The organism is Luteococcus sp. H91, from assembly GCF_038433135.1.
Classification (GTDB): Bacteria; Actinomycetota; Actinomycetes; order Propionibacteriales; family Propionibacteriaceae; genus Luteococcus.
The window spans coordinates 155,498-175,032 of record NZ_JBCDMV010000020.1 but is presented as its reverse complement, the minus strand read 5'-3'; the positions used below and the strand labels follow the sequence as shown (position 1 = coordinate 175,032).

Here is a 19,535-nt window from a genome sequence, read left to right as displayed (position 1 = left end):
CAGCCCACCGTCACTGGTGGCAGGGGCCTGTGGGTGTCAGGTTACCCTGACAAGCGGCTCCAGTGGGAGGGCCAGCGTCGTCGTTCCACGTTGAATTCAGGCGAGCAATCGGATGCCGTTCCACCGGCGACCGATCTGCGCGCCCTCGGCCCAGCGGCCGCCGCGGTTGATGTACTTGTACAGGTTGCCGTCGCTGCGCCGGGCGATCAGGTCGGAAAGCAGGTCGCCGTTCAGGGAGCCGGGCGAGGAGACGGTCTGCATCGCACCCCAGCTGGTGCCAATTCGCCGCGGCGCCGCAAACAGGGTCTCGCCGGTCTTCATGGCCTTGTGGAACCACATGGTGCCGTCGCGCCGGATGGTGATCAGGTCGCCCTCGTTGTTGGCATCGAAGTCTCGCATGGCGATCATCTTGACCACGCTGCCGAAGCCGGTGCCGATCTCATAGGGGTCGTCCAGCCCGTCGTCGTAGAGCGGGAAGGCGATCAGGCTGTCACCCTTGGTGGCCACCAGGGTGTGCGCGCCGAAGTCCAGGACGTGGTTGGTCTGGGTGACGGTGAAGTTGGTGTACCCCGTCAGCCCGCTGCCAATCTGCACCCCGTTGGAGAACTTGCCGTAACCCTTGTTCAGGTAGCGCCAGAGCGTGCCGTCATTGCGCACGGCGATCAGGTAGTTGGGGGTGCCGGTGCCCTCGATCTCGTTCACCTGCTGCATGAAGACCATGTTGTTCCAGCCATTGCCCGCCTTGACGCCATCGGCCAGGGTGGTGGCGGTCATCCGGTAGTAGTACAGGTTTCCGGTGCCGGCCTGGATGCCGAGCACGTCGGCCTTGCCGTCGCCATTCTGGTCACCGTCGATGGGGCGGCTCGGGCTGCCGGTGCAGGACTTGACCGACGTGCGGTAGGTGGCGGTGAAGGCGTCGGAATTGGCCGGTGCCGCATCCCAGATGTAGGTGCCGCCACCACCCACGTTGACCTTGACGGTCGCCTGGCCACGAACGGTGATCGACTGACCGCTGTCCAGCGACACCACCCAGGCCCCCGAGTCGCCGTTCGTCACCTGCAGGGTGTTGCACGACGGCGAGGTGACGGTGATCGGATCTACCGCGTGCGCCACGGGTGCACCCAATGCCAGACCAGAGACCAGAGCGGTGAGGCCCGCGGCCACCACGAACTTGCGAGACATGATCGTCCTTGCTTTGAGGGCACTCGAACGGCGCCGCTGAGCACAGAATATGGCTACCGTCCTGTCGAATGGAAGACCGGGGTCCGCTCCGGAGCCGACGGCTCAGGCGAGTAGCCGGATGCCGTTCCACCGGCGGCCGATCTGCACGCCCTCGGCCCAGCGGCCGCCGCGGTTGATGTACTTGTACAGGTTGCCGTCGCTGCGTCGAGCGATCAGGTCGCTGAGCTTGTCGCCGTCGAGCGAGCCAGGGGATGAGACGGTCTGCATCGCACCCCACCCGGTGCCGACGCGTTTGTCTCCTGCGACTGTGTGGCTCCACATGGTGCCATCCGAGCGAATGGCGATCAGATCGCCAAGGTTGTCATTGTCGAAGTCCCGGAGGGCCATCAAACTGACGGTGTCAGCCCAGCCTGAGTCCAAGTGCATCGGGTCCATGATGGAATCCCGGTTTAAGGGCATGAAGTGGAGATCATCGCCGCTGGTTGCGAGCAAGACGTGCTCGCCGAAGCTCAAAGGGTCGGTGGTCTTGGTGATGGTGAAGTTGGAGAACTCCGCCAGCCCCTGACCGATCTGTCGGCCGTTGGCGAACTTCCCGTAGCCCTTGTTGTCGTAGCGCCAGACAGTACCGTCCTTGCGCACCGCGATCAGGTAGTTCCCGCTGGGGCCACCCTCGATCTCGTTCACCTGCTGCATGAAGACCATGCTGCTCCAGCCATGACCGGCCTTGATGCCATTGGCCAGCGTGGTGTTGGTCATTCGGTAGTAGTAGAGGTCGCCGGTTGTGGTGATGCCCAGCACATCGGCCTTGCCATCGCCATTCTGGTCTCCGTCGACGGGGCGGGTGGCGCCGCCAGCGCATCGCTTCACAGTCACGTACCCGGCTGGCGCAGTGAACTGCGATCGGGAGGTGCCGCTCAGCCAGCTGTAGGAGCCTCCGGGCATGCCGGTGCCAGACCTGCCCCGCAAATTCTTGCTGGAGTGTGCGGGCACCCATTCAAGGTTTCCGGAGTCGAATTCGACAAGCATGGTGACCGATGAGGTGTTGGTCATCCGGATGGTGCCGCATGAGGGCGAGGTGACGCTCACTGCTCCCGCCGCCTGCGCGGGCGTGGCGGCCACCGCGGTGGCCAAGGCGAATGTTGCAGCGAATGGGATGAGGACCTTGGTGTTCACGGGTGGTCTCCTGCCGGGGCGTTATTGCCTCAATTATGAGGGGCATCATGGCGCTCTGGGGCTCGAACTGGCCACCCAGAGTGGAGTTGCCGAGATCAGCCCAGGCAGAGGAAGGCGCGCACGGCATCCAGCCGGGGGAAGCTGATCGTCGCGTCGGCCTGGGTGGCGGCCACCGGCTTGGCGCAGAAGGCGACGCCGAGACCGGCCTCGCCCAGCATGTCCAGGTCATTGGCGCCGTCGCCGATCGCGACCACCTCTTCGGGGCTGCAGCCGGCCAGGGCGGCGCAACGCAGCAGGTGACGACGCTTGGCGGCCCGGTCGATCACCTCACCGCGGGTCAGGCCCGTGAGCTTGCCGTCGCGCACCTCGAAGTGGTTGGCATTGATGTGGTCGATCCCCAGGCCGGCGACCAGTGGTTCCACCACCTCGGTGAAACCACCCGAGACCAGCCCCACCTGGGCGCCGGCCGCCTTGGCCGCAGCAACCAGTTCGGGGGCGCCGGGGGTGAAGGAGATGCTCTGGCGGACTTCGTCGAGCACCGACGCGTCCAACCCGGCCAGGGTCGCCACCCGCGCCCGCAGCGAGGCGCCGAAGTCCAGCTCGCCGTGCATCGCGCGTTCGGTGATGGCCGCCACCTGCTCGCCGGTGCCGGCCCTGGCGGCGACCTCGTCGATCACCTCGGCGGTGATCAGGGTGGAGTCGACGTCCATCATCAGCAGCTTGGGAGCGGAAGTGGCCAGGGGACCGTCGACGACGGCGGCGTCCACCCCGACACGACCGGCGGCCCCGCGCACCAAGGAGCGGGCGCGCGGCAGATCGTCCAGCTCACCGAGTGAGCTGAAGACATGCCCCCACTCGGTTTGCTCGTCGCGCGTCTCCCGGGGGCCGCGAAGCTGGTCGGTGACCAGCGCGGCGAGCGCCTCCGGGATGGGGTCTGCGGCGGTCAGGACGATGCGTACGGTCTGCGGCACGGCACCAGACTAGGAGAAGAAACCCCATGCAGGGGGAGTTGCTCAGGCAAGCAGACGGATGGCATTCCAGCGCTGGCCGATCCGCACGCCGGCTGCCCACTTGCCACCCTTGTTCGTGTAGGTGTACAGGTTTCCGTCGTTGCGACGCGCGATCACATCGTTCAGCCGGTCACCGTTGAGCGAGCCGGGCGAGGCGACGATGCCCATCTGGTTCCAGGATGTGCCGACACGCTTGGGTGCCGCGAAGGACTGAAACATCGTGGCTTGGTACTTGTGGAACCAGAAATTGCCGGAGGAGTCGATATCCAATAGGTCACCGTCGCCATTGCCATCGAAGTTGCGCATCGCCAGCAGCTTGCGGCTGTTGGTGCGCCACTCGTTGATGGTCCCCCAGGAATCACTGTCGACGGCGTCGTGTCGTGTCATGCCACCCACTGACGAGGCGCTCACTCGCGCGGAGTAGAGCCACCCATTGCGGACTGCCAGAAGTTCGTGGGCGCCGATGCCGTAGCCGTTGGCGCCCATCATGTTGGTGTTGGTCGTGGTGACGGCAAAGGCCGAATAGCCCTTGAGGCCCGAGCCAATCTGGCGGCCACCGGACAGGCGGCCCCGACCCAGATTGTCGTAGCTCCAGACCGTGCCATTCCTGTGGATCGCGATCAGCACATTGCGCGAGCGCGGCCCCTGGATCTCGTTGACCCGCTGCATGAAGACCATGTTGCCCCAGCCAGTGCCGGCCTTGATGCCATTGGCGAGCCCACGGCCGGTCATGCGGTAGTAGTACAGATTTCCGGTGCCGGCCTGGATGCCGAGCACGTCGGCCTTGCCATCCCCGTCCTCGTCGCCGTCCTTGGGACGCATCGGTGTCCCCCCGCAGGGCTTGACGGAGATCATCCGGACCTGGCCAGGATCGTCCGACTGCGCCGCCGCTTCCAGGAAGTAGTGGTCGCCACCAGCCTTCACCTTCATCGTGGCGGAGCTGCGTGCACCCACGATCATCGTCCGTCCATCGTCCAGTCGGATGTAGGCCCCCCGCCCTCGGCCACAGACGCAGGTCCGGGTGGTCGTTGGCCCACAGGCGCCGATGCCGTGGTGTGTGATTCCGCTCGGAATCATCTCACGAACCCCGAGGCCAGAGGAGTGAAATCAGGCGGCCAGACAGATCGCCAGCACGGCCAGGCTCAGCACGACCTCCAATGCCCCCACCTGACCGGGGCGGATCAGGCGCCCGCGTCGCGGGCCGAACCAGGGCAGCGCCCAGGCCCGAAGGGCGCCGACGGTGAAGAAGACGATCCACCACGGGCTGGCTGCCCCCAGCCGCCAGGCCAGCGCGGCGAGCACCGTCCAGCCCAGGTGCCAGCCGATCGAGGCCAACACCCAGCCCGGCTTGTTGCGCTCCCGGATCAGGGTCTTCACCACGAAGACGGTGCCGAAGAAGTAACCGAACAGCCCGACCGCCAGCCACGACGTCGGCCCCAGCCCGGAGCGCCAGACCGCCCCCGGGGTGGTGAAGGGCAGGATCCAGGCCAGCAGGCAGGCGGCGAGCACCGTGCACAGGCCGGAGAGCAGCGCCCGCTCATGCCGACGGCTGGTCAGCCACAACGCCGTGCCCAGCAGTGGCAGGTAGACCGGCAGCCACCAGAGCAGGGGCCAGCCGCCCAGGGCCAGCGTCGCCAGCCCTGCCACGCCGGAGACGGCGCCATAGGTCAACATGGCGGGCAGGTAGGTTCGGCGCCGGCGGGCGGCGGCCTTCAGCCACAGTCCGCAGGCGTTGAAGCAGAAGTAGCCCACCAGCCAGGTGACGGCCAGCGGCCAGGCCCAGCCGGGCAGGCCGGTGCGGGAACGCACCCCCAGGCCCACCACCAATGGGACGACCAGCATCGCCCACGCGCCGTGCTGCTGGGGGATCCACCCGGCCTTGCCCTTGCCCGCCATCACGGCGTCAGCGCACCTCGCTGCAGGTCAGGGTGTACTTGGGGTTCTGGTCGATCACCTTGGTCATGCCCACCAGTTCGTTCAGGCGGGCCCGCCACGGCAGGTGTGAGTTGTAGATGCACCACAGCTCGCCACCCTTGCGCAGCACCCGGGAGGCCTCGGCAAACATCTCCAGCGCCGGGGTGGAGTCCTTGGCATTGCCGATGTGGAAGGGCGGGTTGGTCACCAGGATGTCCAGGGAGTCGTCGGCGAAGTCGGTCAGGCCGTCACGCCACAGCACCTCGACGCGCACCTTGTTGGCCCTGGCGGTCAGCTTCGTCGCCTCGACGGCGGCCCAGCTGACGTCACTGGCCATCACGTTCGCGGTGCGGAAGCGCTTGGCCAGCAGGGTGGCCAGCACGCCATTGCCGCAGCCCAGATCCAGGATCTGCAGCGCACCGCCCCCGACGGAGGCCTCCGAACGGCCCCCGCCCACCAGCTTGCCGACCCGGCCCAGCTTGTCCACCAGCACCTTGGTGCCGGGATCGATCTTGGCGCCGGCAAAGGTGTTGCCGTGTGCCCACAGCTCGACGCCGGCCTCGGCATGGGTCTTGCTGCGCGGCCAGGTTGGGTCGGCGGGGTAGGGGAGCCGGGCGTGCAGCACCCGGGACTTCTGCCGGCCCAGCGACGCGTTCACGCTGCCGAAGTGGGCCTGCAGCACCTCATTCATGCTCAGCGTCATGTGCTTCACCCGTCCGCCGGCCACCAGGCGGACCTCCGGATCCGCGTGGTTGGCGATCAGTTCCGCATACTCGTCCAGCGCCCCCAGCCCCTTGGGCAGCCGCAGCCAGACCAGGTCCGCCCCGGTCAGCGCGGCGGACAGGTCGTCTGCCAACAGTTCCGCGGGCACCTGCTGGCGCTCACGCAGGTCGTCGCACCAGATGACCACCTCGTCGGCGGCCTGGCGGGCGCGCTCCACCAGGGCGGGGGCATCCAGCAACACCAGGCGACGGGCGCGGGCCCCCTCGGTGATGGTGTGGGACTCGTCGGCGATCAGCAGGTCTACGGGGTCGGTTTCAAGCACGGCACCATTCTCCCAGTACCGGCGTCGAAAGGCCGCATCGTCGCGTCTCGACAAACCCCCCGGCTGGGTGATGTCGGAGGGGCTTGGTAGGTTCAGGGCATGGCAATGGAGCCGCTGCAGATCCACGTGATCGCCGACTCGACGGGAGAGACGGCGGCGAGGTTGGCGCGCGCCGGGCAGGCGCAGTTCACCGAGACCTCCTTCACGATCGTCCGCCACCCGCGGATCAGTACTCCCGAGGCGCTGATTGCCGTCTTCGACCAATTGCGGGCGGCGGTGGCCGACGAGCCCCAGATCAAGCGCGTCGTGCTGTTCACCCTGGTCAACGAGCACATGCGGACTCTGGTCCAGACCGCCTGCGAGGAACTCGGCATCCCCAGCGCGGATCTGCTCAGCGGCACCCTGGAGGCCTTCGAGCAGGCCACCGGCTCGGAGGCGGAAGAGGTGGTGCGCCGTCCCGTCGGTGTGGAGGCCGACTACTTCGAGCGGATCAGCGCGATGGAATTCGCGGTGCGCAATGACGACGGCGCGATGCCGGAGGCGCTGCGGGAGTGCGACATCTGCCTGGTGGGGGCGTCGCGTTCCGGAAAGACGCCGCTGAGCATCTACCTGGGTTACCTGGGCTACAAGACCGTCAACGTGCCGCTGGTGCCGGGGATCGCCCCGCCCACGGAATTGCTGGGGCTGGAGCGCTGGCGGATCGTCGGGCTGACCATCGACGCCGAACGGCTGTTGCAGATCCGCAACCGACGGGTACGCGGGCTGGGCGGCTTCGGCACCAAGGATGGCTATGCAGACCTGGTGCAGATCTACGACGAACTGGACGAGATCGGCAAGGTGCAGCGTCGGCTGGGGTGCCCCGTGATCGACACCACCGGGCTGGCGCTGGAGGAGGCGGCGGCCCGGGTGATCGACATCGTCGACGAGCGGGCCAAAAGGGCCGGCGCGGCCTTGCGTCGGCCGGCCGGAAGCCTGAAGATCAGGCCGTGAGACCTCCCCGGGGCGAAGTGGCCACGGGGCACAACTGAACACCAGCTGGACAACATCCCATCAGGGTTCACCGCCACGGCGGCACGTTGAAGGAACCAAAGGAGATTCCACACATGAATCAGAAGTACATCTACGACCTGCACGAGGGCGACGCCACCATGCGCAACCTGCTGGGTGGCAAGGGCGCCGGCGTGGCCGAGATGAAGAAGGTTGGGGTTCCCGTTCCCGACGCCTTCACGGTGACCACCACCGCCAGCGTCGAGACGATGAAGCGTGGCGGGGAATGGCCCGAGGGGCTTGCCGACCAGGTGGCCGAGGGGCTGCAGCGGCTGGAGGAGCGCACCGGCAAGGTGCTGGGTGGCAAGGAGAACCCGCTGCTGCTGTCCGTCCGCTCCGGTGCCGTCGTCTCCATGCCCGGCATGATGGACACCATCCTGAACCTGGGCATCAGCGACGAGACCGTGCCGGCGATCATCGCCGAGACCGGCAATGAGCGCTTCGCCTGGGACTGCTACCGCCGCTTCATCCAGATGTACGGCGAGGTGGTGGAGGGCGTCGATGCCCACGCCTACGAGGATGCCCTGACCAACATGAAGGCCAGCAAGGGCGTCGAGCTGGACACCGACCTGACCGCCGAGGACCTCAAGGAACTGGTCGAGCAGTTCAAGCAGATCAGCAATGAGGCGCTGGGTGGCGACTGGACGACCGATCCGGTGGAGCAGCTGAACCGAGCCATCAACGCCGTCTTCAAGAGCTGGCTGAACCCGCGCGCCGACGTCTACCGCAAGGCCAATGGCATCTCGGCCGACTACGGCACCGCCGTCAACGTGATGCAGATGGTCTTCGGCAACCGTGGCGAAACCTCCGCCACCGGCGTCTGCTTCACCCGCAACCCGTCCACCGGCGCCAAGGAGCTCTACGGCGAGTTCCTGACCAATGCGCAGGGCGAGGACGTGGTGGCCGGCATCCGCACCCCGCGGCCGCTGGCCGAGATGCAGGAGGTACTGCCGGAGGCCTATGCGCAGCTGATCGACACCATGAAGAACATGGAGCTGCACTACAAGGACATGCAGGACATGGAGTTCACCATCGAGAATGGCAAGCTCTACCTGCTGCAGACCCGTAGCGGCAAGCGCACCGCCGCGGCGGCGCTGAAGGTGGCCAGCGATCTGGTGGACGAGGGCATCATCGACAAGGCCGAGGCCCTGAACCGCATCGAACCGGCCCAGCTCGACCAGCTGCTGCACCCGGCCATCGACCCGCACCACGGCACCGAGGCGATTGCTCGGGGCCTTCCGGCCAGCCCCGGCGCCGCCGTCGGTGAGCTGGTCTTCGACGCCGACACCGCCGCGGATCGTGGTGGCAAGGGCGAGCCCGTCGTGCTGGTCCGCTTCGAGACCACCCCCGACGACATCGCCGGTGTGATCGTCTGCCAGGGCATCCTCACCGCCCACGGCGGCATGACCTCGCACGCCGCCGTCGTGGCCCGCGGCATGGGCAAGCCCTGCGTCGCCGGCGCCGCCGGGATCAAGATCGACCCCGTGGGCAAGACCCTCACCATCGGTGACAAGGTCTTCAAGGAGGGCGACGTGATCACCCTGAACGGTTCCACCGGTGAGGTCTTCGGCAAGGCGCTCGCGCTGATCCCGCCGCAGATCAACGAGGACTTCCAGAAGGTGGTCGGCTGGGCCGACGAGGTGCGCACCATGGGCGTTCGTGCCAATGCGGAGAACTTCGAGGACGCCAGCAAGGCCCGCGAGCTGGGCGCCGAGGGCATCGGCCTGTGCCGCACCGAGCACATGTTCTTCGGCGCCGACCGGCTGCCCGCCGTGCGGGAGATGATCACCGCCGAGAACTCCGAGCAGCGCGCCGCTGCCCTTGAGAAGATCCTGCCGATGCAGCAGGCCGACTTCGAGGGTGTCTTCACCGCGATGAAGGGCCTGCCCGTCACCGTGCGCCTGCTGGATCCGCCGCTGCACGAATTCCTGCCCAACCTGGTGGAGCAGAGCCTGCTGGTGCAGAAGCTGGAGCTCACCAATGGGGACCCGGCCGAGCTGGAAGAGGCCCGCAAGGTGCTTGCCCAGGTCAAGAAGCTGCACGAGCAGAACCCGATGCTCGGCACCCGCGGTTGCCGCCTGGCCATGCTCTACCCGGAGATCCCGGACATGCAGGCCCGCGCCATCATCCGCGCGGCCCTGGCCGTGCTGGAGCGCGAGGGCGAGACCATCGACATCGAGATCATGATCCCGCTGGTGGCGCTGCCCACCGAGCTGAAGACCCAGCGGGCCATCGTCGATGCCGCGGTCAAGGACGAGTTCGCCAAGGCCGGCAAGGAGTTGCCGTACACGATCGGCACCATGATCGAGCTGCCGCGCGCCGCGATGGTGGCCGACCAGATCGCCGAGCACGCGGACTTCTACTCCTTCGGCACCAATGACCTGACCCAGACCACCATCGGCATCAGCCGCGACGACGCCGAGAACGGCTTCCTCAGCGCCTACGTCGTCGACGGCGTGCTGCCGAAGAACCCGTTCGAGTCGATCGACGTGGACGGCGTCGGCGAGGTGGTGAAGATCGGCGTCGGCAAGGGTCGGTCGGTCAAGCCCGAGCTGAAGTGCGGCGTCTGCGGCGAGCACGGCGGCGATCCGGAGTCGATCGACTTCTTCCAGGGCGTCGGGCTGAACTACGTGTCCTGCTCACCCTTCCGGGTGCCGGTGGCCCGTTTCGCGGCGGCCAAGGCGGCGATGGCGCAGCAGAAGTGATCCTCGGGCGCTGAGCCCGTCAACGGCGGCCCCGTCTCCCCTGTGGAGGCGGGGCCGCCGTCGGGGTGTGGCAGGGTGGAGGCCCGACGAAGCAGGGGAGAGGACCCACCATGGATGCACCGCAGCGAGCCGTCGAGCTGGCCGACGAGCACGGCCTGCACGTGGTCCGGATCACCGTCGAGGGGGTGCCCGAGGGCCTGCGCGCCCGGCTGGTGGCCGAGGCACTGGCGGAGGTGCAGGCGTTGTTGGATGCCGAGGGTCGCCCGATCTGGTGGGTTGAGCAGGAGGCCGACGCGGCGGTGGTGGTGGCCGACGGCCTGGCGATGGACATGAAGGCCGAGCTGATCGCCCTGGAGACCGAGCACGTCCTGGGGCCGTGGTGGAACCTGGATCTGGTCACCGTGCTGCAGGACGGCTCCACCGGTGCATGGCACCGCTCCCCGATGCGGCCACACGCACGAACCGCGCCCAGCTCCGAAGAACTGGACGCGGTCCTGAAGGGCTACGACTGGAGCGTGTGAGCTCCGATCACTCGGTGGGCAGCCAGACCCGCATCGGGCTGGAACCGCGGTTGGCCCAGCTGCTGTACGGCACCAGCGTCGTCTCCCGGACGTCGGGATCCACCGCCACCATGGTGCGCGAGTACAGCGCCTGCGGCTTGCGCCGGAAATTGGCGGGCACCGTGATCAGCGGCAGTTCGCCGTCAGTCGACGGCTGCACCGTGGCGGTGGTGTGGAAGACCAGGTTCTCCAACTGCGGGTTGTCCACGCCCTCGGCGCAGTAGACCACCGGGCCGCGCAGCAGCGCGCGGCAGCCGCGCACCGCGTCGACCCGCGGATGGGCGAAGACGAAGCGGGGATTCATCTGGAAGTCCAGCACCGCGGTGTAGTCCTCGGTCAACTTCTGGTCGAAATAGCCGTCCACCACCAGCGCATTGCGCCCGTTGTAGGTGTGCTTCTCGCACCAGGACGGGACGCGCATCCGCAGCCGGGCGCCCGGGGCGGGGGTGCCCTCCAGTCGGATGGTGATGTGGCCGCTGTTGGGGTAGTCGGTCTCGATCACCAGCTTTCCCTCGCCGATCTGCGACGGCAGGTCGATGCTGCCGGCCATCCACTGCTGGATGCTGAGCGTCTTGTCGGCGACGGTGGCCACGAAGGCGCCCATGCTGGCGGTCAGCCGGACGAGGCTGGTAGGGCCGGTGGCGTGGTTCAGCCAACTGGCTCGCTCGATCCGGTTGTTGTCCTCGTCGCGCTGGCGGGAACGCACCTGCAGCGGGTTGGAGCTGAAGAAGCTCACGCCATCCTTGCCCACCGCGGCGGGCAGGGCATTGTGCAGCACCTTCTCGATCGCGTCGGCATAACGAGCCTGGCCGGTCAGCAGCAGCAGCCGGTGGTTCACCTGCACGTCGGCGATGCTGGCGGTGGTTTCCGCATAGGCGCGGGAGGCGGGCAGCTCGTAGGGGGCGCCGAAGCTCTCGTCGAAGTGTCGCGAGCCCAGACCGCCGGTGATGTACAGCTTGGTCAGGTGGGCGCTCTCCCAGCGGGCGATCAGCGCCTTCTGCAGTTCCGCGTCGCCGGTGGCACCCACCACGTCGGCGCAGCTGGAATCCAGGTACTGCTGCCGGGCGGCGTGGCCCAGCGCCTCGACGGCCTCGCGGACCGGCTCGTGATCCTGGAAGAAGATCGGGCCCAGCACACCGCTGCGCATCAGGCCCTGGCCGCGACGGTCCAGGATGGCACGGGCAGTCTCCAGGTAGGCCGACTCCTCCGTCTCGTGGAAGAGCTCCACCAGAGCGCCCTCGATGCCGGCGTGGCCGTCGTAGCCCTGCTTGTCCGGGCCGAAGGTGGCCACCACCAGATCCGCCCACTTGCGGGCGATTGGCATCAGCCGCTCGCCGCGGCCGATCCGGTTCAGGGCGATGGCGGCCTTGAGCAGGTGGGAGCCGCTGAACAGCTCCATGCCCATCGCGGCATCGCTGAAGTGCTCGTAGCCGGCCATCGACTGGCCCCACGAGTTCAGGTAGCCGTCGTCCTGCTGCACGGACTCCAGCAGGTCGATGGTCTCGTTCAGGAAGTCGTCGAAGGCGGTGGTGCCGGTGCGGGCAATCTCCCAGGCGATCGCCTCCAGCACCATGTAGACCTCGGCATCACTGTTGGTGTTGCCGATGTGCTGGTGCTCCACGCCGTCGCGGACATCGCGCAGGTTTGCCAGCGACCGCTCCTGCAGCTGGGCGATCACATGGGGCATGGTGGCGTCAACATTGCGCGCCTGGAATCGACCCATCCAGCCCTCGTCACTGGGATGCACGCTGGTGAGCGCGACGGGCGCCTGGGCGGCGCTGAACAGGGCCGGGGTGGCTTGATGCGGCATGGGTGCTTCCTCCATGGCGTCGATGCGCCGGTTTGCAAAGTTTGGAACTTCTCACCCCCCACCCTATGAGACGCGGGCGGTCGTGGTGGGGGCTTGACCGGTTGATTCCGTCAGGCGGTGGCTCCAGCCAGAATCTGTTCAGTGGCGGAGACTCCCAGACGGGTGGCCCCAGCCTCGATCATCGCGACGGCGGTGGCCCAGTCCCGGATGCCACCGGAGGCCTTGACGCCCAGCCGGCCGCCGACGGTGCGTGCCATCAACTCGACCGCATGCACCGTCGCGCCGCCGCTGGCATGGAAGCCGGTGGAGGTCTTGACGAAGTCCGCACCCGCGGCCTCCGCGGCCCGGCAGGCGACGACGATCTCGTCGTCGCTCAGCGCACCGGACTCGATGATCACCTTCAGTACCTTCGGGGAGGGCACCTCGGCCTTGACCGCGGCGACCTCGGCCTGTACCGCGTCGGCCCGACCGGCCTTCAGCAGGCCGATGTCGATCACCATGTCCACCTCGTCGGCGCCGTTGGCTACGCACTCGCTCGCCTCGGCCGCCTTCATCGCAGCGGTGTGCTTGCCCGACGGGAAGCCGCAGACGGTGGCCAGTTTCACCTCACCCAGCTCCGGCAGCTCGGTGAGCATGTTGGGGGAGATGCAGATGGAGTAGGTGCCGAATTCCTGGGCCTGGGCGGCCAGGGCGGCGACGTCGGCGGGCGTCGCGTCGGTCTTGAGCAGCGTGTGGTCGATCATCTGGGCCACGTCGGCGGCAGTCAGCTCAGTCATGCGCCCAGCGTAGTGCCTGGCCGTCGGGTCAGCTGGCGGTCACCTTCCGGAATTGATCTTGGTTGCTGGTCCCGGGGAACACATAGGCTGTCCTGCGTGACTGATCCGGAATCCGAGCTCGAGCAACCCATGGCGCGTCCCCGACGCGGGAGGATCGAGCCGGACGATCCGGCCGTCGATGACGAGGCGGCTGGCCAGGACGATGCGGACCGTGCCTTCCGTCGCCCCGGCAGCCCCGCCAACCGACTGCGCTCGCCCTACTCGGGTGGGGCCACGGCCGCACCGGTCATCGAGGAGATCGACGACGGCCCGCGGCGTCCCCCGTGGCTCTGGCTGGCGGTGCCGCTGGTGGCGGGGCTGGGGCTGGGCGGATGGTGGCTGGCGGGGCGGGGCGGGGTGGAACCACCCGTCGCACAGCCCACGCCGACGACCAACCAGAGCATCGAGGCGGTGCAGCCCAAGGCCCCGGAGCAGCCGTCGGTGATCGAGGCGCCGGGCAAGGGCACCGTCGATTCGGTGCGCAAGCAGTTGACCGCCCAGGGCTTCACCTGCGAATCCGAGGCGAAGAAGCGGATGGACTCCTGGGTGTGCACGCACTACACCAGCAACCCGGCAATGACCGCCTACCTGGGTGGTGCCAGCGGGCGCAAGCTGGGCCGGGCTTCCCTGAATGTCCAGGACGGCAAGGGTGGGAAAAATCCGCAGGCCCTGAAGCTCCAGGCCTGGCTGGCTGAACAGTTCGTCGGAGACAAGGCCCGAACCCAAGGCGTGCTCAAGGCGGTCCGGGCAGGCAATGAGGACTCCTACGCCACGGCCACCAGCGAGGAGGTCAACGCCCGGGGCAGCGCGGACGGGTCCATCGTGCTCTTCGTCGACGGTTGGGTGCCGGACCAGGTGCAGCCGGAGAAGCTGCTCCAGGGCAAGCCGCTGGGCCAAGCGCTGGCCAAGCGCGGCTACTCCTGCACCGGGGAGGCGGAGGTGAAGTGCACGCGAACTGCCGACGGCTACAAGTACAGCCTCGAGTACCGGCCGGAGGGTATGGAGGTGAGCTACCTGAAGCTCAGGACCGAGGCCACCGGCAAGCAGCCCGTGCTCAAGGCCGCGGCCGACGAAGTGCAGGCCGTCGCGTCGTTCTTCCAACAGGGCCGCCAGATCCAGACCTGGTTGGCGGCCCACCAGCGCAGCGCCGCCGGTGCGACGGGCTACCAGGACGGACTCGCGTTGGACTGGTACCCGGGCTCATCCCAGCCCGGGGGAGCGGCGGCGGTCTTCTACCTGCGCCAGGCCTGCTGGACCGACACCGTGGAGACCTGCTGACAATCGCGCCCCACATCACGGCGAGTCAGGCCAGCGGGATCTTCAGCGTGAAGCAGGTGTGACCCGGCTGGGAGTCGAGCTGGGCGGAGCCGCCGTGGGCCTCCATCACCGCCGCGACGATCGCCAGGCCGAGCCCGGTGGAGCCCTCCGTGTTGTGGGCGCGGGCGGTGTCGGCGCGGGCGAAGCGCTCGAAGGCGGTGTGCCGGATGGATTCGTCGACGCCCGGGCCGTCGTCGATCACCATGATCACGGCATTGCCACAATCCTGGCTGACCCGGATCTCGACGTGGGTTCCGGCCGGGGTGTGCTTGCAGGCATTGGAGAGCAGGTTGGCCACCACCTGGTGCAGTTTGAGGGCATCGGCCCTGGCCAGCACCGGATTGTCCGGCAGATCGACGCTCCAGTCGTGGGTGGGGCCGGCCACCTGCGCGTCGCTGACGGCATTGAGCACCACCTCGACGACGTCGGTCTCCGCCAGGTCAAGGCTCGGGTCATTGTCCAGCCTGGCCAGCAGCAGCATGTCCTCCACCAGTCGGCTCATCCGGGTGCTCTCCGCCTCGATCCGGCCCATCGCGAAGGCGGTGTCCTGGGGCATCTCGTGGCGGGAACGACGGGTCAGCTCCGAATAACCGCGGATGGCGGCCAGGGGGTTGCGCAACTCGTGGCTGGCGTCGGCCACGAACTGGCGCACCTTGGTCTCCGACTCCTGGCGGGTGGCCAGCGCGCTCTCGACGTTCTCCAGCATGTGGTTGAAGGCATAACCCACCCGGCCCACCTCATTGGCGGGGTCGGCATCGGCGCCGGCGACGCGTTGCGGCAGCGCCACCTCGCCCCGGTCCAGGGCCAGGTTGGAGACCTCGGTGGCGGTGGCGGCCAACCGGTTGAGCGGTTTCAGTGCGCTGCTGACCAGGGCGCGGGCGGCCGCGATGGCACCCAGCAGCGCGGCCGCGGTGAGCGCAAGCTCGGTCAGGATCAGTTGCTTGAGCGAGTGGTTCACGACGTCGAGCGGTAGCGCCACGATCTGGCTGCCCGACGAGGTGGCCCGGCTCTGCACCCGATACTGCTGGTCCAGCCCGCCCAGATGGATGGTCGTCGGTTCGGACGAAGCCACCGTGGTCAGCTGCCGGGCCACCGCCGGCGCCAGGTCCTCCTTGCCGTCCTCGATCCAGATCACGGCCGGCTGGGCGGATCCCGAGGTCACCATCGTGATCTGGCCGATCTCGGTGCCGGGCGGTGGGCGGTCCCCGAAGCCCTGGTGGTCGTCATCCATGAACCTGTCCGAACGCACCAGCGCTGACTGCAGCTTCCCGTCGACGGTGTTGATCAGCTGGTGGCGCACAGCGATCGTCGACGCGGTGCCCAACAACAGGGCCAACAGCATCACCAGGCCGGCGACCCGCAGCACCAGCTGGCGGGACAGGGTGCCCTTGCCCATCGGGTTCAGGTCCATCGGTGCCAGCGCCTGCTTGCCGCGGGCGGGCACCCCCAGCTCGCTCATTCGGCGGCGGGGCGCAGCACGTAGCCGGCGCCGCGCATGGTGTGGATCATGGGCGCGCGGTTGTGGTCGATCTTCTTGCGCAGGTAGCTGATGTACAGCTCCACGACATTGGCCTGGCCGCCGAAGTCGTAGTTCCAGACCCGGTCCAGGATCTGCGCCTTGGACAGCACCCGTTTGGGATTGCGCATCAGGTAGCGCAGCAGCTCGAACTCGGTGGCCGTGAGGTTGATCTCGTCGCCGGCCCTGGTCACCTCGTGGGAGTCCTCGTCCAGTGTGAGGTCGCCGACGACCAGCAGGGAGTCGTTCTGCGGGGCGGTGGCGCCGCTGCGGCGCAGCAGGGCCCGCAGGCGGGCGATCAGCTCCTCCAGGCTGAAGGGCTTGGTTACGTAGTCGTCACCACCGGCGGTCAGGCCGCCGATCCGGTCCGCGACGGCATCCTTGGCGGTGAGGAAGATGACCGGCACGTCGGGTTGTTCCGTGCGGATCCGGCGCATCACCTCCAGGCCGTCGAAGTCCGGGAGCATCATGTCCAGCACGATCGCGTCGGGACGCACCTCGCGGGCGGTCTTCACCGCGGCGGTGCCGGTGGCGGCCGTGGACACGTCCCAACCCTCGTAGCGCATCGCCATGCTGAGCAGCTCGGTGAGGCTCGGCTCGTCGTCGACGCTCAGCACCCGGATGGGGGAGCCGTCGGGACGGGTGAGCTGTTCATGGTTCGGGTCAAAGCGTGCCATGGCACATACTCTCCACCATCAGGCCCGGTGCAGGCTGTGCCCAGGCTGTGTGCTTTCTGTGAGGCAATGCCGGTTGTGCGGGGGCCTTGCGGCGGGTTGGATGGGCACATGAGCACCGCCTTCACCTTTGCCACTGCCGGTTCGATCCGCTTCGGCGCGGGCGTCGCCGCCCAGCTCGACGAGGTGGTGGCCGGGCTCGGCAGCCGCGCGCTGCTTGTCACCGGCGGCAGCCCCGAGCGCTACCAGCATCTGCACGGCAGCCTGCCGGTGGTGGCGCACTACGCCGTCGGGCACGAACCAACCATGGCCGATGCCCGCGACGCCGTGGCCTTGGCCCGCGAGGTACGGGTGGACGTGGTGGTGGCGATCGGCGGCGGCTCCGCGATCGACCTGGCCAAGGCCGTCGGCATCCTGCTGGTCAGCGGCGGCGACCCGCTGGACCATGCCGAGGTGATCGGCAAGGGCCAGCCGCTGCCCACCAGCTCGATTCCCGTCGTCGCGCTCCCGACCACGGCCGGCACCGGCGCGGAGGTCACCGCAAACGCCGTGCTGGCATCGCCCGATGACCAGGTGAAGGTGAGCCTGCGGGGCCCCGCGATGCTGCCCCGCTTCGCGCTGGTGGATCCGGAACTCACCCTGGCCTGCCCCTCGCACGTCACCGCCTCGTCGGGCATGGACGCCCTCACCCAGTGCATCGAGCCCTTCACCTCGCCCTTCGCGACGCCGTTGACCGACGGATTCTGCCGCGCCGGCATCGAGGCGGCGGCGCGCAGCCTGCGCACCGCCTTCCAGACGCCCGACGACCTGGCGGCCCGCACCGACATGGCGCTGTGTTCGCTGATGGGTGGGCTGGCGCTGGCCAATGCCAAGCTGGGTGCCGTGCACGGCCTGGCCGGGCCGCTGGGTGGGATGATCGGCGCCCCGCACGGGGCCATCTGCGCGGCGCTGTTGCCGGCCATCACCTCGGCCAATGTGGCGGCGCTGACCGAACGCGACCCGCAGAATGTGGCGCTGGAGCGCTACCGGGAGCTGGCGCGGCTGGTCACCGGCGTCGACGAGGTGGAGGCATTGGTGGGCTGGCTCTCGGAGACCGACCGGGTGCTGGAGATCGGCGGTCTGGCCGAGCTGGGCCTGACCGAGGACCGGATCGACGAGGCCTGTGACAAGGCCTTCCGCAGCAGTTCGATGAAGGGCAACCCGATCGTGCTGACCCGCGAGGAGCTGGCCTTCGTGGTCCGCGGCTCCCTGTGATGCTGATCCTGCTGCCGCCGAGTGAGGGCAAGGCGGTCGGCCGTCGGGGCCGCCCGATGGACCTGGCCGCCCTGAGCCTGCCGGGGCTCACCGAGGCCCGCACCCGGGTGATCGACGCCCTGACCGTGGTCAGCGCCCGCGATGATGCGCTGACCGTGCTGAAGGTGGGCGCCAGCCTGGCCGACGACGTCGCCGCCAACACCCGGCTGCTCACCGCCCCCGCCCTGCGCGCCCGGGAGCTGTACACCGGGGTGCTCTACGACGCGCTGGACCTGAAGTCCCTGTCGGCGGCGGATTCCCGACGCGCCACCGGCCGGCTGCTGGTGATCAGCGCGTTGTACGGGGCGCTGCGGCCCAATGACCGGGTGAGCCCCTACCGCCTGGCGATGGACGTTGACCTGCCCGATGTCGGACCGTTGGCCCGCTTCTGGGCGCCCCGACTGGCCGAGTTGTTGCCCGCGCAGGTCGGTTCCGGGGTGGTGGTGGACTGCCGTTCGGCCAGCTACCGCACTGCGTGGAAGCCGACGCCACAATTGGCGGAGCGCTGGGTGAATGTCGACGTCCCGGGCGCCTCGCACTGGGCCAAGCACACCCGCGGCCTGGTGGCCCGTCGGCTCTGTCAGACCGACGTCGTGCGGCGGCCCGCGGATCTGCCCGAGGCGCTGGGCGACGCCTTCGCCGTTGAGCTGGTGCTTCCCGAGCGCCCCGGCAAGCCGTGGACGGCATTGGTCACAGCACGGCCCTGACCACGGACAGGCCCATCTGCACCACGATCAGCACCAGGATGCAGAAGAACAGGCCCTCCCAGCCGGCCATCCTTCGGGTGCGCCCGGCCGTGCCCCGGTTCAGCACCTCCAGCCAGAGGTAGCCCAACAGGCCCGCATCCAGCGGCAGACCGGGTACCAGAAGCACCCAGAACCAGAACCACCGGGTTCCTCGTCGGGCCGCCCCGGCGATCACCAGACCCAACTCCATCGCTCCCAGCAGCAGGCCGCCGGCGTACTCCCAACTGAAGTATGAGGTGTGCGCGTGTTCCCCGAATCGGTAGTAGGTCAGGGTGGCATCATCCGGCGGGCCGTCGGAGGTGCTGTCACCATACTGGCGGTCCTTGTCCGCGTACTTGGCGGCAACCGGTGCCGCATCGTCTAGCGTGGTCCAGTGCCAGCGGTGCGAACGGTCCTTCCACACCAGGTAGCCACCGCGGCTGGGGTCGTCCTCGTCGTTGACGGTGACGCTGGTCAGCAACCGCTCCACCGCACTGGCCGGAACCTGTTCCCGTCGTTCATGGAGAATGATGTTCTTGCTGGTGATCGCCCGCTCGACCTCGGCGACGCTGGCCCGCTGGGGCGTCGCCCAGACGGTGCCGGCCAGCATCAGCACCCAGCAGCTGAGCAGCAGGATCGTGATGATCCGCTCGCCGCGCCCCAGATCCCGAAAGGACAGGGCTGGTGGACAGGTCGTCGGGATGGTCATTTCCCCATTGTGAACCCCCGCCCGGGCCAGCACCGGCCGT

General features: G+C 68.3%; 17 protein-coding genes. 6 read left to right on the top strand and 11 right to left on the bottom strand.

The features are described from left to right. Positions 1-96: 96 nt before the first annotated feature. The 6 genes from AAEX57_RS11250 to AAEX57_RS11225 form a co-directional block, all read right to left on the bottom strand. Entirely contained in the window at positions 97-1,182 is a 1,086-nt protein-coding gene (locus AAEX57_RS11250) for a hypothetical protein (RefSeq protein WP_342092093.1), read from the bottom strand. Between the two features lie 102 nt (positions 1,183-1,284). Then, complete coding sequence (locus AAEX57_RS11245; protein ID WP_342092094.1) at positions 1,285-2,355, bottom strand: hypothetical protein; 1,071 nt, start codon at positions 2,353-2,355, stop codon at positions 1,285-1,287. A gap of 95 nt (positions 2,356-2,450) precedes the next feature. Continuing rightward, positions 2,451-3,326, bottom strand: coding sequence for a phosphoserine phosphatase SerB (gene serB / locus AAEX57_RS11240; protein WP_342092095.1), 876 nt, complete (start codon positions 3,324-3,326; stop codon positions 2,451-2,453). Positions 3,327-3,368: 42 nt separating this feature from the next. Then, complete coding sequence (locus AAEX57_RS11235; protein WP_342092096.1) at positions 3,369-4,325, bottom strand: hypothetical protein; 957 nt, start codon at positions 4,323-4,325, stop codon at positions 3,369-3,371. Positions 4,326-4,472: 147 nt separating this feature from the next. After that, a complete protein-coding gene (locus AAEX57_RS11230; protein ID WP_342092214.1) occupies positions 4,473-5,261 on the bottom strand; it encodes a YwiC-like family protein in 789 nt (262 codons plus the stop codon). A 7-nt stretch (positions 5,262-5,268) separates the two neighbouring features. After that, on the bottom strand, positions 5,269-6,324 hold the full coding sequence (locus AAEX57_RS11225; protein WP_342092097.1) for a class I SAM-dependent methyltransferase: 1,056 nt from the start codon (positions 6,322-6,324) through the stop codon (positions 5,269-5,271). A gap of 99 nt (positions 6,325-6,423) precedes the next feature. On the opposite strand from AAEX57_RS11225, the gene AAEX57_RS11220 reads away from it, so the two are divergent. The 3 genes from AAEX57_RS11220 (at position 6,424) to AAEX57_RS11210 (ending at position 10,597) form a co-directional block, all read left to right on the top strand. Beyond that, complete coding sequence (locus AAEX57_RS11220; RefSeq protein ID WP_342092098.1) at positions 6,424-7,314, top strand: pyruvate, water dikinase regulatory protein; 891 nt, start codon at positions 6,424-6,426, stop codon at positions 7,312-7,314. A 113-nt stretch (positions 7,315-7,427) separates the two neighbouring features. Then, entirely contained in the window at positions 7,428-10,076 is a 2,649-nt protein-coding gene (gene ppdK, locus AAEX57_RS11215; protein ID WP_342092099.1) for a pyruvate, phosphate dikinase, read from the top strand. Between the two features lie 110 nt (positions 10,077-10,186). Next, complete coding sequence (locus tag AAEX57_RS11210; RefSeq protein ID WP_342092100.1) at positions 10,187-10,597, top strand: hypothetical protein; 411 nt, start codon at positions 10,187-10,189, stop codon at positions 10,595-10,597. Between the two features lie 7 nt (positions 10,598-10,604). Here AAEX57_RS11210 and AAEX57_RS11205 read toward each other — a convergent pair whose 3' ends face one another. Then, positions 10,605-12,446: a glycoside hydrolase family 127 protein gene (locus tag AAEX57_RS11205; protein ID WP_342092101.1), complete on the bottom strand. Its 1,842-nt coding sequence runs from the start codon at positions 12,444-12,446 to the stop codon at positions 10,605-10,607. Between the two features lie 110 nt (positions 12,447-12,556). Further along, the gene (deoC, locus tag AAEX57_RS11200) at positions 12,557-13,222 is read right to left on the bottom strand and encodes a deoxyribose-phosphate aldolase (RefSeq protein WP_342092102.1); all 666 of its coding nucleotides are present in this window, start codon (positions 13,220-13,222) and stop codon (positions 12,557-12,559) included. Between the two features lie 96 nt (positions 13,223-13,318). Between deoC and AAEX57_RS11195 the strand changes: the two genes are divergently transcribed. Further along, complete coding sequence (locus AAEX57_RS11195; protein ID WP_342092103.1) at positions 13,319-14,539, top strand: hypothetical protein; 1,221 nt, start codon at positions 13,319-13,321, stop codon at positions 14,537-14,539. Positions 14,540-14,564: 25 nt separating this feature from the next. Here the strand turns inward: AAEX57_RS11195 and AAEX57_RS11190 are convergent, their stop codons facing one another. Then, on the bottom strand, positions 14,565-16,037 hold the full coding sequence (locus tag AAEX57_RS11190; protein ID WP_342092104.1) for a sensor histidine kinase: 1,473 nt from the start codon (positions 16,035-16,037) through the stop codon (positions 14,565-14,567). Next, complete coding sequence (locus tag AAEX57_RS11185; protein WP_342092105.1) at positions 16,034-16,771, bottom strand: response regulator transcription factor; 738 nt, start codon at positions 16,769-16,771, stop codon at positions 16,034-16,036. Before AAEX57_RS11185 ends, AAEX57_RS11190 begins: the two co-directional genes overlap by 4 nt. A 108-nt stretch (positions 16,772-16,879) precedes the next feature. Between AAEX57_RS11185 and AAEX57_RS11180 the strand changes: the two genes are divergently transcribed. Further along, on the top strand, positions 16,880-18,022 hold the full coding sequence (locus AAEX57_RS11180) for an iron-containing alcohol dehydrogenase (protein ID WP_342092106.1): 1,143 nt from the start codon (positions 16,880-16,882) through the stop codon (positions 18,020-18,022). Further along, positions 18,022-18,768 carry a YaaA family protein gene (locus tag AAEX57_RS11175; protein WP_342092107.1) on the top strand — a complete coding sequence of 249 codons (747 nt, stop codon included), beginning with the start codon at positions 18,022-18,024 and terminating at the stop codon, positions 18,766-18,768. Before AAEX57_RS11180 ends, AAEX57_RS11175 begins: the two co-directional genes overlap by 1 nt. On the opposite strand, the gene AAEX57_RS11170 is transcribed toward AAEX57_RS11175, so the two are convergent. Next, positions 18,752-19,495 (bottom strand): hypothetical protein, encoded by a 744-nt coding sequence (locus AAEX57_RS11170; RefSeq protein ID WP_342092108.1) that lies wholly within the window; start codon positions 19,493-19,495, stop codon positions 18,752-18,754. The genes AAEX57_RS11175 and AAEX57_RS11170 overlap by 17 nt on opposite strands. Positions 19,496-19,535: the final 40 nt, after the last annotated feature.